Origin of the sequence: Clostridium sp. JN-9, assembly GCF_004103695.1 — a bacterium.
In the GTDB taxonomy this organism is placed as follows: Bacteria; Bacillota; Clostridia; order Clostridiales; family Clostridiaceae; genus JN-9.
This window is the reverse complement of sequence record NZ_CP035280.1, coordinates 278752-295817: the sequence shown is the minus strand read 5'-3', so window position 1 is coordinate 295817 and position 17066 is coordinate 278752. Positions and strand designations below refer to the sequence as shown.

Genomic DNA, 17066 nt, shown 5'->3' with positions numbered 1-17066 from the left:
ATTATCTATTGTTTTTTTACCATATTTAACGCTTTCCCAAATACAATGAGAGTAATTAATTCACCTGCAAGGTATTCAGGTAAAATCCTGATTTTCATAATAATTAATAATATCTCAATTATTAAAACTATGGCTGCAGCAGATATCCATGCAGCTTTATCAAAGTTTTTGATGTTTCCTAAGTAAAGTATTAATAATAATATTATTGAAATTTCTATAAGATATAAATAATATGCTGATTCATTGTTAAATAGCATTATAAATCCAATACTGCTATCAACTTTAATAACTATATTAAAATAATAAAGTGTGATTATATATAATATTAATGCTATAAACTCTAATAAGAACACATATAAAAAGTTTATTTTATTATTCTTAAAAATTATATAAATTGTACACAATATTAACACTGGTACAGCTATAAAGCTGGCAAAATAAAATGGTTTAAAAAAATATAAAAGTTTTATATTTTCAGCAAGACACAAAATGAATAATGCTATGTATCGTGTAATTAAAATACTTAAGGTAATAATGCTTAATGTTTTAATTTTAAAAGGTGCAGCAAAACTTAAGCTCAAATCCTTGAACCATATAATGAATATAAAAATTAACATTGGAAAATAAATATAAAACTGATTCACAATTTCTCCATAATAATTGCTCCTGGTTTATATTTATTTATATATTTTAATTTTTATTACAAATATAAATTACTAACCATAATTTTTTGCACCTAATAGCTTAATGCCTCCTTTAATACATTCTATAGTCAAAGGAAAATCCGGTCCCCTTTCTCCGTCTATATCCGTAACTATATCTTCATGACATTCAATTTCAATTTTATCTGTTTTAAAGTATACCAAACCAGGAGTATCTTCCAGATGCTCACCTTTCATCATTTTAATAAACAATGTAATCATGTCCTTTAAGACACCTGCTTTTATAATTATTACATCCAGCATACCATCATCTATTGCAGCCTTATATGCAAACTTTAAATTTCCGGCTGTCTGACCATTAAATACAAGCATTAAATACATGCCGCCTTTAAATTCACCATGCTTTGATTTTACATCAATGTCAAGGCTTCTGAAGTTTGGCAATTGTTCAAGCCCTTTAACATAATATGCAAGTTTCCCAATAGTATTTTTTAAGTTTACATCTGTTTTTTGGGATACATCTGTAAATAATCCGGTGCTTGCTACATTAATAAAGTATTTATCATTAATTTTGCCTAAATCAACTTCTTTAACACTGCTGGTTAATATTTGTTCACATGCAGTTTCAACATCCTGTGGCATGCCTATAAATTTAGCAAAATCATTTGCTGTACCTGTTGGAAGTATTGCGATTGGAATATCTATATTTAACTGCTTGATATGGTTTACAACATTATCCACAGTGCCATCGCCGCCAGCTATGAGAATATACTTATATGATTCATCTATTTCCTTTAATGCTTCAGTAACATCACATTCATAGCTTATTCTAAAAGGTACAACTTCATATCCAAATTTCTGGTGTATCATAATAATTTTAGTAACTATTCAGCTATTAAAATAATTTAAATTTACTGTTATTATTAATTTATTGAAAAAAAGCCTTCCATTTATCATTATTTTTTGGTATCATAAAGCCTGTCTTGCAAAAACTAATGATAAGGTGGTGACACATCGTGAGTGAAGGCCAAATCATCGAGATTTACAATCAAGGTGTATCTCAGGTTATAGGTGTTATTAAAGAATTATCAAATCAAATTAAAGAACTACAATCTCAAGTAGAAACACTTTCTAAAGAGAATAAGGCTCTAAACGAGCGTGTAAAATCATTAGAAAGCCAAGTCAACAAAAACAGTAGTAATAGCAGTAAACCTCCATCGTCAGATGGCTTTAAAAAGAAGACTAAAAGTTTAAGAACAAAATCAGGTAAAAAACCTGGCGGTCAAAGGGGTCATGAGGGAACAACATTGTGTTTACATGATACTCCTGATGAAATTGAAATTCACAATGTTGAATTCTGTACTGAATGCGGAGCATCCCTAAAGGATGTACCTCCTGAAAGATATATTGTTCGTCAAATTATAGATATACCAGATGTAAAAGTTAAAATTGTAGAGCATAGAGCAGAAGTTAAAATATGTCCTCATTGTAAAAGTAAAAATACAGCTGCTTTCCCAGAAGAAATAAAGAATACAGTTCAATATGGAGAACGCCTAAAAGCGATAGCTGTTTACTTAACTCAATATCAGTTGATTCCGTATAAACGTGCTGTTGAACTCATTGAGGATTTATTTAACCATCATTTAAGTCAAGGTAGTATGGTAACCTTCAATCAAGACTGTCATGATAATTTACAAGCTATAACAAATAGGATTAGAAATAGCCTTACCTCATCTACAGGAGCAGTTCATTTTGATGAAACTGGTATTTATATAGATAAAAAACGCCAGTGGCTTCATGTTGCTTCTAATAAAAATCTTACATATTATGAATGCCATGAAAAGCGTGGTAAAAAGGCTATTGATGATATTACAATACTTCCAAACTTTACTGGGACGGCAGTCCATGATGGTTTTAAAACTTATTTTAAGTATACTAACTGCAATCATGCTCTATGTAATGCTCATATATTAAGAGAACTTAATGGTATAACTGAATTACAAGGTCAAAACTGGGCAAAGCCAATGAAAAATCTATTGTTAGATATAAAAAAAGAAGTAGATTTAGCTAATAACAAACAAAATGCTTTACCTTTAGATAAAATTCAGGATTTTGAATCTAAGTATGATAAAATACTTAAAGCTGGCATTGACGAAGACTATGCTAAAAACATTGAATTATATTCTAAAAAGAAGGTAAAGAAAAGTGCCAGTCTTAATTTACTCAATAGATTAAATGGCTATAAGGAACAAATACTTGCTTTCATGTATGACTTTGATATACCTTTTGATAATAACTTAGCAGAACGTGATTTACGTATGGCTAAAGTTAAGCAAAAGATTTCAGGCACCTTTAGAAGTTCTGCTGGAGCTAACGCTTTTACTAGAATCCGTGGATATGTATCTACTGTAAGAAAACAAGGCAAAAATGCCTTGGATTGCATAAAATCAACATTTACAGTGAATCAATTTGATCCAACTTTGACGTAAAAGCTCCGCTTAAAAAGGAACGAAGTACCTCTTTTTGGTGAACCTAAAATTAATATTAACACCTTACTGTCAGATGCATAAGAATTTGAAAGTAAGGTGCTTTTTTATATACTTTTTAGGGTAACTGAATAGTTACTAATTTTATCAATATTCGCAGTTATGGTATTATCCCCTGAATATGGGTTATAAATAAATTTAACTCTGTTCATAACTAACTCTCCCAACTTACAGTTCTATATAATTTCATAATTTCGACATTTAATTATCAAAACTTTCAAATTTCAACCATTATGTATTAACTTTTAACTATTAACTTTTAACTAATTATAACACCTTCTATAAAAAATCCACAAGATTATTGGGTACACCTTGTGGATTAATTTACAAAATATTAAACTTTACATCTGCGGAATACTTGGAGAGGAAATTTCACTTAAAGCCCTTCCTGCATCATCAACTAATATGTTTTCAACTGCTAAGTCTCCTAATGCAACTATACCTACTAAATTATTATTTTCCACTATAGGCAGTCTTCTTATCTGCCTTTCACTCATAATCCTGGCAGCATCATGAATGTCCATTTCAGGTTTTCCAACAACAGGGTTACTGGACATTACATCTTTAACCTTCTGCTCTAATGAATTTTTCCCATCTGCTACAGTTCTAACAGCAATATCTCTATCTGTAATAATTCCAACAACTTTTTCATCTCTGCATACAGGGATTGAACCTATATTGTGTTCTTTCATAAGTTCAGCTGCACGCTTTACTGTATCTTCCACATTAAGATTGGCAACTGTTTTAGTCATTACATCACTAATTTTCATTTATAACACCTCCTGGTGTTATTTTATCCACACAAGATGTTTTTATTTATTTTTTTTAGATATTCTGCTTTTATATAAATAGGATGCAATCAAACCTATTATCACAACCATTATTATAGGCACGATAAACCTTACTGAAAGAGGATGCTCAATATTTTTCCCCATTAATGAATATGTAACCATTTCCGGTAATATCCCAATCATAGTACCAGCTATAAAATCCTTGTAGCTCATACTTGTAAGTCCGGCTGCATATCCCAATGCATCATAATTAAAAATTATTGACAGTCTCATTATCAGCATTATAAAAAAGCCGTTTTTTTCTATATTATTATCTAGTTTTAAGGCTTTGCCTTTTAGTAGTTTATCTACAAAAGAGCGTCCTAAAAATCTTGCCATATAAAATGCTACTGTTGCAGAGCCAAAGCATCCAATCATGCTGAGTATAAGTGCTATATATGGTCCGAAAACATTGCCCGCAAGTATTGAAAGCAGTGATGCTGGTACAATAAATAAAATTGGTTTTAATGTATACATTAATATAAACACTAATGCCGAATATTTTCCATAGCTTAAAATAAGCCTTTTCATATGCCTAAAATTAAATACTCTTCCAATGCTTTTATATTTTAAAATTATAAATACTATAATTGCTACTAATAGTGCTAAAATTATGTATTTCAAGGCACTTTTAATTCTGCCGTTCATATTCTTTCTCCTTAAATTCATAATATATACTTTGTAAAAAGCATATCACTCACAGTTCATTTTAACAAAATATTATTATTTATTCCATAAAAAAAATTAAATAAGCCCTTAATTTTTTTTTACTTTTGAGTTATAATATAATATAATAATCTTTATATATACTTTTTAAAAAACATGCTGAATAAATCTTAAAGTATATAAATATTTTAATTTATGTTAAGTTTTAACATACGATATTTTTAGGAGTGATATAATGGCAAAGATTGCTAAAAGCGCAGTACCAAACTTTTTTACTTTAAGTAATTTAGGTTTCGGTGTTATGTCCTTAATGATGACTTTTCAAGAAAATTACAAATTAGCATGTCTTTTTATCATATTAGCTGCTTTAGCTGATAGATATGATGGAAGAGTTGCAAGATTTTTAAATGTATCCAGCGATATAGGAAAAGAACTTGATTCTTTAGCTGATTTGGTTTCATTTGGTGTCGCTCCAGCTATATTGATTTTTAACCTATATAATTATTCTTCATTAGGTCTTTTAGGATATTTATTAGTTCTTCTTTTCCCTATAGCAGGTGCATACAGGCTTGCTAGATATAATTCTTCTACATTTACTGGTGTATTTATGGGAATACCTATTACTATTGCAGGAATGCTCATGGCCATATTTGCATTAATAACTGTTAATCATCCAACAAATATAGGTTTAACAATGTTATTAGAAATTATGCTTTCCTATCTTATGGTAAGCTCAGTAAAGTTTAAAAAGATGTGATTTCTCACATCTTTTTTTAGTCTTTCAGTTTTAATTCCTCATCTATTTCTGTTTCAATAAACTGGCTTTCAACCTTGCATTCTAATATTTTTGATTTTAATTTACAATATTCAAGATATGTGCCTTCTGTTTTTTCCAAGGATTTAATTATTTCATCTATAATTTCGCCTAAATCCGATGCTCGTTCAATTGCATCCTTTATATCCTTTTTTTTTGCTAGTGCTATTTGATTTAATTCTGCAGCTCCACCTACTAATAATCTATAAGAACTTACTAATCTGCTTAAAACATCAACTAAATTATTTAAATCAACATAATAATTATCTACAACTCTTTTATGCGACATATAACCCTCTTGGCAATTGGTTTATATATTTATTATATTAGCAGTTTTATTTTTTCATACCATATAGTAATAAGCTAATGCAATTACTGCATATATTGCTATTAAAATGGCACCTTCAAACCAATAAGTCTTCCCATCCTGAAAAACAAAAAATGACATGGCTACTGCTACAATCACCAATACAACCTGGAATTCTGAGAAAAGCAGAGTCAGGGGCATTCCGCAAAAGTGGGAAAACACCACTAATAAGGGCATTACAAAAAGTGAAATTTGAATACTTGAGCCAATAGCAATTTCAAGGCTTAAGCTTACTTTATTTTTTATTGCCCCCATTATTGCAGCAAAGTTTTCTCCTATATTTCCTAATATGGGCATAAGGATAATACCTATAAATTCTTCTGATATATTGTATGAATTAGTGATTATTCTTATATTAAGTATTAACTTTTCACTTATAAAATATAGAATAATGGCACTATACATTATATTAGCCAGCAAAACATAATAATTTTTATTTTTTTTAAGGTTCTTCTCCGTATTACTTTCAGTTATTACAAACAGATTGCTGTGAGTATATAATGAAAAAAACAGTCCCAGTAAATATACAAGTATTAATACTAAAGATATTTTCACACTAATAGACTGCAGATTCACCGCTGAAAGCCTATAACTGTATTTATCCAGTGATGAAATAATTACTATAGTGGTCAATGCTAAAAACAACATGCTGAAATTTGTCCTGGCTATATTTTTATTAAATTTTTGTTCTTTATAAATAGTTCCTCCTATAAAGGTTGAGATGCCAAGTACCAGCAGCATATTGCTTATTATGGCTCCTACCAAAGATGCTTTTACCATAGTTATCATTCCGTATTTTACAGACCATAACCCAATTGTTAATTCTGGTATATTACCAACTGCTGCTGCTAAAAGTCCGCCTTTCTTATCTCCAATATACTCTGCCATATTTGTAGTAAATTCTCCAAGCAAAATAGCCAGTGGAATAATAGCAATGGAATATATAACAGCATTGAAAATTGGATTTGTAATTTTAATAAACAATAACAAGGAAATAATGAGTAATATAAAATAATTCTTCTTCATAATAAACACCAGCTTAAGTAATATTTATCAATAATTCTCTAATAAATTTATTCCATATCATTCTATTCCCTGTTATTAGAAATGTTACAAGCCAAAAGCAGTTGGTATCATTCTTTCATTGACACTTGTTCCTTCAGTTTCAATCCTGTTTCTGTTACTGCCAATCCCCCAAGTGCCGTTTCCCTTAGTTCGCATGGTATCTGTCGTCCGACCTTATACATAGCTGATACGCAGTCATCAAATGGTATATGACTATTCACACCAGCCATAACCATATCAGCTGTAGTTAAAGCACTAACTGTTCCAGAAGCATTTCTCTTTGCACATGGTATTTCTACTAATCCTGCTACTGGATCGCATACTAAGCCTAGTATATTCTTTATTACTATTGCTGCTGCATCTAATGCCTGCGTAACACTGCCTCCCATCATTTCAACCACAGCAGCAGCTCCCATAGCAGCTGCTGAGCCGCATTCTGCCTGACAGCCTCCTTCTGCTCCTGATAGTGTGGCATTTTTAGCTATTATTATTCCTACACCTGATGCTGTTAAAAGAGCCTTTACTAATTCATCTTCAGATTTATTAAGTCTCTCACCAGCAGTTATAATTACTGCCGGCAATATTCCGCAAGACCCTGCTGTAGGTGCTGCAACTATCTTACCCATGGCAGCATTTACCTCCGAACATGAAATTGCCCTGGCCATGGCTTTAACCATAAAGCTTCCTGTTAAAGTATCACCGGACTCAGCATACTTTGATAATTTAACTGCGTCCCCTCCAATAAGTCCGCTTATAGATTTTATTGGACGATTCATGGCCAATTCCGATGACCTTTTCATTATATGTAAATTAGTTTTCATTCTCTCTAAAACTTTTTCTCTGCTTATTCCACTATCGCTGACTTCTGATCTTAAAGTATATTCCCAAATAGTTATGTTCTCTTTTTTACAAACCTCTATAAGGTCTTTTCCGTAGTCAACCAATTTATTCACTCTCCCTGGCCGGATTTATAACTCTGACACTTAAAATATTTCTAGCCTTTGAAATTTCATTAATAACTTTTTCTGTAACTTCACTATCTGTTTCCAGAACCATAATTGCTTTTTCTCCCTTTTTGCTTCTATACACCTTCATAAATGCAATATTTACTTTTTCCTTGTAAAGCAGTGAGGTTACCTCAGACACAGCTCCAGGAACGTCAACATGAGTTATAATTAAAGTTGGATAATTCCCTGTAAATGAAATACTCTCTCCATCCACTTCAAAAATCTCAATATTCCCGCCGCCTATAGATGAACCTGTTACTTCTATTTTGCTATTGTCACTTTTAGTTATTATAAATTTAACTGTATTTGGGTGTACTTCTCCTAAATCAGTTTCAATAAATTCAAATGTTATGCCTTCCTTTCTTGCAATTTCCATTGAATCCTTTAATCTGTCATCAGAAGGATCCATTCCCAATATGCCTGCAACTAATGCCCTGTCTGTTCCATGCCCCCTATATGTTTTGGCAAATGATCCATGTAATAAAAATTTAACATCTTTTACATCATTGTCTGAAATAATTCGGGCTATTTTCCCTAACCTGGCAGCTCCTGCAGTATGAGAGCTTGATGGCCCTATCATAATAGGTCCTAATATATCAAAAACACTGTATTCCCTCAAATGAATACACCAGCCTTTCAACAATTGCATAAATTCTTTCATTTTAAAATTAAAATGAACTAAATTTATTATACAATAAATTTAGTTCAATGACTCTACTTTTTATACACTTTTTTAAAAAATTAATACTTGTAAAAACAGCTTCCACCAATAAATTCTCTTAATATAGAGTTCTCTGGAACAAGACTTTCATCAACATCTTTAAAGAAATGCAGAAAACTGCTTAGCCTTAATGCCTCATAGTACACAGAACTGTTAGCATTAATTTTCTCAAGTTCTTTTAAAGCGTGCTTTTTTAAAATACATAACTCATATACCAAAGTGGAATTGAACATAACATCAGCATTTTCCTGATATACAAAAATATTATTTTCTTCCCCTTTTTTTATAGAGGGCCACATTTTTAATGTATCTTCTGCAGCATATCCCCTGGACAAATAATCTCTTACTATTCTTCTGATTATCCTTACATCTGTAGTAGATATTCTGTTATGGCTGTCCAGGTTTAGCTGAGTGAGAGCACTAATATATATTTTAAACTTATTTTCCTTTGGTATGGAATTGGTGAGCATATCATTTAGTCCGTGAATTCCTTCAATTATTAGTACCCCATTTCTGGGAAGCTTTATCTTATTTCCGCTCCATTCCCTGCTTCCTGTTTTAAAATTATAGCTTGGAATATGGGTTTCCTTACCCTGAAGCAGTGACTGCAGATTTTCATTAAATAATTTTAAGTCTAAAGCTTTTATTGATTCAAAATCATACTCACCCTTTTCATCCTTTGGAGTATGCTGCCTGTCAACAAAATAATCATCCAGAGAAATTGGTATTGGCATTAATCCATTTACCCTGAGCTGAATGGCCAGCCTTCTTGCAAATGTTGTTTTACCTGATGAGGAGGGGCCTGCAATAAGTATTATTTTTACCTTTTCTCTTTCCGCCACAGTATCTGCTATATATGCTATTTTCTTTTCATGCAATGCTTCTGATACTCTTATAATATCCACTATGTCACCATCAGCAGCTTTATTATTAAGAGATCCTACATCTCCAACCCCTAATATTTCTCCCCATTTTTCTGTTTCATAAAATATCTTGGCAAGCTTTGCATATTCTTTGAATGGCGGTATTTCCAATGGATTTTCCTGACTTGGATACCTTAATATAAAACCTGGATTATAATAAATTAAATCAAACTTATAAATTACTCCAGTGGAATATGCCATAGATCCATAGAAATAATCATATCTTCCATCCAGTTCATATAATTTTAAATATTCAGAGTCCAGCTGTCTTAATAGTTTTACTTTATCAGGCATATTGTAATCTATAAAAATCTTAATAGCTTCATCTTTTTTCAAAGTTATTTTATTAATTAAAAAATCTTTATCTATTATTTCCGTCATTTTCTTCTTTATTTTGCTTATATCCTCTTCAGTAAGAGGCGTTTCCTTGTGAATTTCGCCGAATATCCCCTTACTTATGGAATGTTCAATTGTAATTTTACTATTTTTATATAAATCTGATACAGCTTTAATTAATATAAACTGCAATGTTCTTATATAGCATTTCATTCCCATATTTTCATTAATAAATACAGGCTTAATTTCTCCCTCTTCATTTAGCGGTGAAGTAAGTTCATAATATTTATTATTAACTTTAGCTAATACTGGTTTTTGAGCTGTATCTTTATATTTTTCCTCAAAAATATGGCCGATTATTTCCCCATAATCACAAAGTTCATTAGTACCATCACTAAAAGTTATTTTTAATTTCTCCACCAAAACTCATCTCCCATTTTTTCGATGTACTATTATTATACTTTATTAAATATAAAATTGTTACCTTTTCACTTATAATTTTGCTTTTTTTCAGCAGAATAGAACTATGGAGGTGTTATTACTAATGTTTATTATTCTCATAAGAACTGCAATTTTATATATTCTGGTTGTAATAACAATGAGGTTAATGGGGAAAAAACAAATAGGTCAGCTTCAGCCCTTTGAACTAGCTATAGCCATCATGATTTCTGAATTGGCATCATTACCTATGCAGGATACTAAAATACCATTATTAAACGGCGTTATCCCCATTGTAACATTACTTATTTTAGAAATTACTTTATCCATATTGGAATTGAAAAGTGAATTTGCCAGAAAATTATTCAGCGGCGAGCCAAGTATTATTATTAATAACGGTAAAATTGATATTAAGCAGTTAAAAGTCAATAAATATAACCTTAATGATTTAATAGAAGAAGTGAGGCTTCAAGGATATTATAATATTTCTGATATTCAGTATGCCATTTTAGAAACCAGCGGACAGCTGTCCATAATTCCTAAAACTGAACTTTCAAATGTTACAAAACAGGATATGAAAATACAAACTACTCAGGATACCATGCCTGTTACTTTAATTCTGGACGGTAAAGTGAACTATGACAATTTAAAATTATTAAAAAAGAATATAAATTGGCTGAATGAAAAACTAAACAAGTATAATATCTCAAATACAAAAGACGTCTTTATTGCAATGATTGATTCAAAGGGTGAATTTTACTTTCAGGAAAGGAAGGATACTCCATGAAAAATATATATTCTTCATTTATCATTTTTTTCGCATTAATAATTTCTATTGTGTTTTCTCTAAAATACCTGAACAAAACCTGTGAAAAATTTGAAGTAGCAAGTAAAAATCTTGAAGACTATATCAGTAGTGAAGCCTGGGATGATGCCTACACTGCATCATATGAATTTTTAAATGAATGGCAGGATACTTATAAAACTATGTCTGTTATTGTTCATCATTCTGAGCTGGATCCAATCAATAGTGAAGCTTACAGAATGATCCAATTTGTAAAATGTAAAAACAAGGATGAATCCATGGCTTCTGTTCATACTATCAAACTTCTCATAATGCATATTAAAGACAGTGAAAAAATAAATCTTCAAAATATACTTTATATAGAAACTTTTAATTGATAATAGAAATAAATATTTTATAATGAAACTATGGAAAATAAAAAGGTTATGGATTATAATAATAATGTAATCATTAGTGTCCCGCTGGGACATCATAAGACCATAGACGCATCATATATATGGATCTTAAAGTATATATATGAGTTATATTTTTTAATGATTAAAATTTTAATTTGGAAGGTGGAATTAATATGGCATTAGTAACTACTAAAGAAATGTTTAAAAAGGCTTATGAAGGACATTATGCAATTGGTGCTTTCAACATTAATAATATGGAGATAATTCAAGGTGTAGTAAATGCCTGCAAGGCAAAAAAATCCCCTGTTATTTTACAGGTATCATCAGGAGCTCTTAAATATGCAGGTCCAAATATTTAAAAGCAATGGTTGATGCTGCAATTGCTGATACTAATATAGATTTAGCTCTTCATTTAGATCACGGCCCAGATTTTGAAACAGTTAAATTAGCCATCGAAACAGGATTTACATCTGTTATGTTTGATGGATCACATTATGAATATGAAGAAAATGTTGCTAAAACAAAGGAAGTAGTTGAATATGCTCATGCCCACGGCGTAGTAGTTGAAGCAGAGCTTGGAGTACTTGCCGGAGTAGAAGACGACGTAAAGAGTGATGTTCATATATACACAGACCCAGATCAGGCAGTTGACTTTGTAAATAGAACTGGTGTTGATTCATTGGCTATAGCTATAGGAACAAGCCATGGTGCATACAAGTTCGCTGGAGAAGCAAAATTAAGATTTGATATATTAGAAGAAGTTCAAAAGAAATTACCAGGATTCCCTATTGTTCTTCATGGTGCTTCATCAGTTGATAAAGCTTCAGTTGAAACATGTAATAAATATGGCGGAAACATTGCAGGCGCTAAAGGAGTCCCAGCAGATATGCTTAGAAAGGCTTCTTCAATGGCTGTTTGCAAAATCAATATGATACAGACATAAGATTAGCTATGACAGCTTCTATCAGAGAAGTATTTGCTGAAAATCCAAAGGAATTTGATCCAAGAAAATACTTAGGAGCTGCAAGAAATAACATTCAAAAATTAGTTGAAAAGAAAATTGATGAAGTTTTAGGTAGTGCTAATACTTTATAAATAAAAGGGCTGCTTCAAATTTGGAGCAGCCCTTTATTTCAGTTAAAAGTTTTAAGTTTTAAGTTTTAAGTTAATGTAGTTTTGCCAATGGCAAAACTTTAAATTTAATTTTTCAGCTCCGCGAAAAATATCTTTACTTTACTTCTTACTTCTACTTCTTACTTCTTACTTCTTAGTTTTTAGTTCCTAACTGACTCTTAACTTTTAACTTTCAACTTTCAACTGATTTTAGTTCCTCTCGGATTATATTTGAAACTGAGTTGTAAAAATTCATTGTCAGGAGCAAAGTTTAGTTGAAGTCTATTTGCGCCTCCTGTAATCATAGCTGTATAGATTGTTCCTTTATAAGTTTCAGGATATAGGTTTAACATTTTTTGCGGCTTATTTGAAAAATCTTTAATGTAATCACTATTTCTTGGAGCCAATAATTCGCAGTCTTTTATGCTGAAATTATTATCTTTGACCTTTTCTTTTTTTCTAGTATTTTATCAATGTCTACATCTCCATTAGTAAAGGTATATTCATATTCAACATAAAATATTTTTTTTATAATATAATAAAGCCGCCAAAGCTAAAATAATAAGACCTGGTATTAATTGTCCAACTACTCTGAAAGTATTCCCATAATGCACAATACTATAGAAGCAATACTGCAGTCTTATACTTTATTGTTTCGAAGTAGTCACTAATTGTTCATAAAAATTATCCATTCATCACCCATATTAAAAAGCTTTTATATATATTTTATGATATAATTTCATGAAATAATCCAATGTTTATATTTTTTATAATATATACTTTTTAGTAAAACATTATTGTGTCAAGCAAATTATATAACAAGTGTTTCTATAGGAGGCATAAATTTGAAGGAAATTGAAGTTAAGATACTTAATATAAACATCTCTGAATTAAGAAAAAACTAGAGGAGGTTACATGCAAAAGTTGTAAAAAGTGAAAACCAGATAAAAAGATATTTGATTTCCAGATAGAAGACTTATTAATAACCATGGTTATGCCAGAATAAGGATTGTGAAAGATTTACTAAGAAACAAACAGTACAGTAAATTACATCACCACAAAAAAACTTTTAAGTAACACTGAATTTAAAATTATGTCTGAAAATGAAACAGAAATAAAAAATGCTGATGAGGGGGAAAAAATATTTCAGGCTTTGGGTTTAGAGCTTGTTCAAACCATACCTAAATACAGAGAAAGCTACAAATATGAAAATACTTTAATTGAAATAGATATTAATGAAAAATCTTTCTGCCCATTTCCATACATTGAAATAGAATCTCCAACTGAAGAAGAACTTAAAAAAACAGTTGAACTTTTGGGATATGCTATGAAAGATACTACTTCATTAAGTATTTATGATATACTGAAAAATAAAGGATTATAAATTATGTTTGGATATGTTTTTCCTTATAAAATGGAACTTAAAATTAAGGATTTTGAAAAATTTAAAGCATATTACTGCGGACTCTGCTTAAGTATCAAGGAAAACTACGGCAACCTGCCCAGGCTTACTTTAAATTATGACATGACATTTTTAGCTATTTTGCTTGATGCTTTAGAGGATAAAGAAATAGAGTATAAAAGTCATAAATGTTTTATACATCCTTTTAAGAAAAAAATTGTTGTTATTAATTCAGATGCCTTGAATTATGCTGCATTTTGTAATGTCTGTCTATCCTATTATAAACTACTAGATGATGTTTATGATGAGAATAGCATAAAAAGCAGATTATCCAGTAAGGTCCTTCACAAATTATTTTATAAGTTCCCGGATAAGTATAATCTTATAAATACTAAGATTAAGGATAATCTTGATAAATTATATCTGTCAGAATCAAATTCATCAGAAAAAAGTTTAGATGAACTTTCACATAATTTTGCTCATATTACTGGTATAATACTATCATCCTATTTGGAAGGCTTCAATGAAAATTTATACACACTTGGATATAACTTAGGAAAATGGATTTATATCATAGATGCATATGATGATTTAAAAAAGGATATGGAAAACCATAGGTTTAATGCCATTAATTCATGCTACAACGTAAACCACAGCCCTTTTGAGGTTTTTAAAAAATCTATTGATAAAAGAATTGATTTTATATTAACAAATTGCGGCAGGCAGTGCGCTGATCAGCTGACAAAAATTCCTTTGAAAAAGAACAAGGAACTCTTATATAATATTTTAAATTTAGGGTTAATTGAAAAAATGGATAAAGTAAAAAACAAGGAGTGAAAACCCATGAGAAATCCCTACGAAATTTTAGAAATTAAAGAGAACGCTTCAAAAGAAGAAATTAAAAAAGCTTACAGGGAGCTGGCAAAAAAATATCATCCAGATCAATATGGTGACAATCCCTTAAAGGATCTTGCAGAAGAGAAGATGATAGAAATAAATGAGGCCTATGATTATCTTATGAAAAATTCTAATGATAATTCAAATAGAAATTCTTCATCAAGTTATGATAATTATTCTTCAGCAGATAATTCCACAGACAATTATTCAATCTATCAATCCATTCGTATGGATATAAACAGTAGAAACTTTTCATCAGCTGAGCGTAAATTGAATGGTATTAATTCACGAGATGCTCAATGGCACTATTTAATGGGTATAGTAAACATGCAGAAGGGATGGTATGATGCAGCCTATAGTAATATCAGCACGGCCTGCAATCTGGATCCTTCTAATATGGAATATAGAGAGGCATTTTCCAAGATTCAGTATGCAAATCAGTCCTATAGGCAGCCTTTTAATACACAAAGGGATAATTCTATCTGCAATATATGTGCAACCCTGTATTGCATTGACTGCTTTTGCAATGGAATGTCGGGATGCTGATTCAGTTAAGAGTTATGAGTTATAAGTTATAAGTTATAAGTAAATTTTTATTAATTTGTTTTGCCAAAGCAAAACTTACATTAATTGTTAACTCGAAACTCTAAACTTTTAACTGTAGAAATTGGGGGTGAAAGTTAGTGGCTAAAAATAATTCTTCAAATATTGCCAAAGGAGGTATTCTTACTGCTATTGGCGTTATATGCGTATATTTGGGTAATGTTTTTCCCATTAATAAAACTTTTATTTTGATTATTGCTTCTGCTTTAATTCCAATTGCAGTAGTATCGTCTAACATTCTTACTTCAATTATGGTTTACGCAGCTACAGCTTTATTGTCTCTTTTCATATGTGGATTAAACATTGCAGTTTTAGCTTATGTACTATTTTTCGGAGTATATGGGATATGTAAATACTATATTGAAAGAATTAGAAAACTTCCCTTTGAAATAATTATAAAATTTCTTTTTTTTAATTTATCACTTTTTATTGGTGGTTTACTCATTAAATCATTTTTTATTGGCAGCATAAAATTAAAATATCCCATTTATATTCTCATTATTTTATGTGAAGTTGGTTTCTGGGTATATGATTATGCTTTAACTATTTTTATAACATATTTATCTAAATACAAAAAAATCTTGACATAATTATTATCTTTGATATAATAGTTAATGTCGTAGTAATGTTAATGCCCATTAGCCAAATGGTAAGGCACCTGTCTCTGGAACAGGCATTTGTTGGTTCGAGTCCAGCATGGGCAGCCAAAAAGCTCTTGAATTTCAAGAGCTTTTTATTTTTTAGATTTTTGGATATTTTTTTCAGCTAAGCACATAATAAGACTAAGTTAAATTTTGTAATAAATGTAACTTAGTCTTTAATTATAGTGAGGTGCAATATATGTTTTCCAAGAATTCTAATAATTTTAAACTTTACTTTTATTTAATTGCTGTTTCATTAATAGTTGTTACTTTATTTTTCCCCTACGAAAGTGTTAAAGCCTATAAAAAAATTACTGCCATTGAAGTAAAGGATATGATAAATACGCCTTCTTCAGAAGCTTTGATTATAGATGTAAGAACTCCCAGTGAGTATAAACAGGGTCATATACCTAAAAGTATAAATATCCCCCTTCAGATATTAAAGGATGAGGTTATACATAAAAATATAAATAAATCCACAAAGATAATAGTTTACTGCCAAAGGGGAATAAGATCTGAAAACGCTGCTGAAATATTGGAACAGCTTGGATATAATAATGTGTATTCACTTGGTGGTATAGATCAGTGGACATATGACATTGAAAAAGATTAACTTCTTGACAATAATTCAACATTAATATAAAATAAAAATAAAATTTGATTAAATATAATATTGTTGTGCTTTGATCAGGAGTAGTAGTATTTATTCATCCTTTAGAGAACTGTTGTATGGTGCAAAACAGTGCCTGAAATTTATGAACTTGCCTGTGAGCTTATCTGCTGAAACAGATACGGGTTGATCCGATAAAGTCTATAAGTGAAACCTTTTATGGTT

The 17066-nt window shown here is 30.4% G+C and carries 17 protein-coding genes, 1 tRNA gene, 2 pseudogenes and 1 other annotated feature (1 of these 21 running past the window's edge); of the genes and pseudogenes, 11 read left to right on the top strand and 9 right to left on the bottom strand.

Going from position 1 to position 17066, the window contains the following annotated elements; all coding sequences use genetic code 11:
* Window positions 1-5: 5 nt before the first annotated feature.
* Window positions 6-617: a hypothetical protein gene (locus tag EQM05_RS01475; RefSeq protein ID WP_128748263.1), complete on the bottom strand. Its 612-nt coding sequence runs from the start codon at window positions 615-617 to the stop codon at window positions 6-8.
* Between the two features lie 99 nt (window positions 618-716).
* The gene (locus tag EQM05_RS01470) at window positions 717-1550 is read right to left on the bottom strand and encodes a YegS/Rv2252/BmrU family lipid kinase (protein ID WP_243108151.1); all 834 of its coding nucleotides are present in this window, start codon (window positions 1548-1550) and stop codon (window positions 717-719) included.
* Window positions 1551-1678: 128 nt separating this feature from the next.
* Between EQM05_RS01470 and EQM05_RS01465 the strand changes: the two genes are divergently transcribed.
* On the top strand, window positions 1679-3151 hold the full coding sequence (locus EQM05_RS01465) for an IS66 family transposase (protein WP_128748030.1): 1473 nt from the start codon (window positions 1679-1681) through the stop codon (window positions 3149-3151).
* 398 nt (window positions 3152-3549) lie between these two features.
* Here the strand turns inward: EQM05_RS01465 and EQM05_RS01460 are convergent, their stop codons facing one another.
* Window positions 3550-3978, bottom strand: a complete 429-nt coding sequence (locus EQM05_RS01460; RefSeq protein WP_128748258.1) for a CBS domain-containing protein — start codon at window positions 3976-3978, stop codon at window positions 3550-3552.
* 42 nt (window positions 3979-4020) lie between these two features.
* Window positions 4021-4686 carry a TVP38/TMEM64 family protein gene (locus tag EQM05_RS01455; protein WP_128750998.1) on the bottom strand — a complete coding sequence of 222 codons (666 nt, stop codon included), beginning with the start codon at window positions 4684-4686 and terminating at the stop codon, window positions 4021-4023.
* 253 nt (window positions 4687-4939) lie between these two features.
* Between EQM05_RS01455 and pssA the strand changes: the two genes are divergently transcribed.
* A complete protein-coding gene (gene pssA / locus EQM05_RS01450) occupies window positions 4940-5461 on the top strand; it encodes a CDP-diacylglycerol--serine O-phosphatidyltransferase (RefSeq protein ID WP_128748255.1) in 522 nt (173 codons plus the stop codon).
* 16 nt (window positions 5462-5477) lie between these two features.
* Here pssA and EQM05_RS01445 read toward each other — a convergent pair whose 3' ends face one another.
* From EQM05_RS01445 to EQM05_RS01425, 5 genes are all read right to left on the bottom strand, one after another.
* The gene (locus tag EQM05_RS01445; RefSeq protein ID WP_128748253.1) at window positions 5478-5807 is read right to left on the bottom strand and encodes a hypothetical protein; all 330 of its coding nucleotides are present in this window, start codon (window positions 5805-5807) and stop codon (window positions 5478-5480) included.
* Window positions 5808-5861: 54 nt separating this feature from the next.
* Entirely contained in the window at window positions 5862-6911 is a 1050-nt protein-coding gene (cax, locus tag EQM05_RS01440) for a calcium/proton exchanger (RefSeq protein WP_128748251.1), read from the bottom strand.
* 107 nt (window positions 6912-7018) lie between these two features.
* Window positions 7019-7894 (bottom strand): L-serine ammonia-lyase, iron-sulfur-dependent, subunit alpha, encoded by an 876-nt coding sequence (sdaAA, locus tag EQM05_RS01435; protein WP_128748249.1) that lies wholly within the window; start codon window positions 7892-7894, stop codon window positions 7019-7021.
* A 1-nt stretch (window position 7895) separates the two neighbouring features.
* Window positions 7896-8576 carry an L-serine ammonia-lyase, iron-sulfur-dependent subunit beta gene (gene sdaAB, locus EQM05_RS01430; protein WP_128748247.1) on the bottom strand — a complete coding sequence of 227 codons (681 nt, stop codon included), beginning with the start codon at window positions 8574-8576 and terminating at the stop codon, window positions 7896-7898.
* A 122-nt stretch (window positions 8577-8698) separates the two neighbouring features.
* Window positions 8699-10357, bottom strand: a complete 1659-nt coding sequence (locus tag EQM05_RS01425; protein ID WP_128748245.1) for a nucleoside kinase — start codon at window positions 10355-10357, stop codon at window positions 8699-8701.
* 124 nt (window positions 10358-10481) lie between these two features.
* Between EQM05_RS01425 and EQM05_RS01420 the strand changes: the two genes are divergently transcribed.
* The 9 genes and pseudogenes from EQM05_RS01420 to EQM05_RS01375 all read left to right on the top strand — a co-directional run bounded on the left by EQM05_RS01420 (window position 10482) and on the right by EQM05_RS01375 (window position 16844).
* Window positions 10482-11162, top strand: a complete 681-nt coding sequence (locus tag EQM05_RS01420) for a DUF421 domain-containing protein (RefSeq protein ID WP_128748243.1) — start codon at window positions 10482-10484, stop codon at window positions 11160-11162.
* Window positions 11159-11557, top strand: coding sequence for a DUF4363 family protein (locus EQM05_RS01415; RefSeq protein ID WP_128748241.1), 399 nt, complete (start codon window positions 11159-11161; stop codon window positions 11555-11557). The genes EQM05_RS01420 and EQM05_RS01415 overlap by 4 nt, the downstream gene beginning before the upstream one ends.
* A 191-nt stretch (window positions 11558-11748) precedes the next feature.
* Window positions 11749-12670 (top strand): annotated as a pseudogene (gene fba / locus EQM05_RS01410) (class II fructose-1,6-bisphosphate aldolase).
* An 863-nt stretch (window positions 12671-13533) separates the two neighbouring features.
* Window positions 13534-14072, top strand: a pseudogene (locus EQM05_RS01400) (CYTH domain-containing protein).
* Window positions 14073-14075: 3 nt separating this feature from the next.
* Complete coding sequence (locus tag EQM05_RS01395; protein ID WP_128748237.1) at window positions 14076-14927, top strand: DUF5685 family protein; 852 nt, start codon at window positions 14076-14078, stop codon at window positions 14925-14927.
* A gap of 6 nt (window positions 14928-14933) precedes the next feature.
* The gene (locus EQM05_RS01390) at window positions 14934-15533 is read left to right on the top strand and encodes a DnaJ domain-containing protein (RefSeq protein WP_128748235.1); all 600 of its coding nucleotides are present in this window, start codon (window positions 14934-14936) and stop codon (window positions 15531-15533) included.
* 137 nt (window positions 15534-15670) lie between these two features.
* Entirely contained in the window at window positions 15671-16180 is a 510-nt protein-coding gene (locus tag EQM05_RS01385) for a hypothetical protein (protein WP_128748233.1), read from the top strand.
* Between the two features lie 42 nt (window positions 16181-16222).
* Window positions 16223-16297, top strand: a tRNA-Gln gene (locus tag EQM05_RS01380).
* Window positions 16298-16430: 133 nt separating this feature from the next.
* On the top strand, window positions 16431-16844 hold the full coding sequence (locus tag EQM05_RS01375; protein WP_128748231.1) for a rhodanese-like domain-containing protein: 414 nt from the start codon (window positions 16431-16433) through the stop codon (window positions 16842-16844).
* Between the two features lie 61 nt (window positions 16845-16905).
* Window positions 16906-17066 (top strand) — a binding site (T-box leader) (it continues 41 nt past the right edge of the window).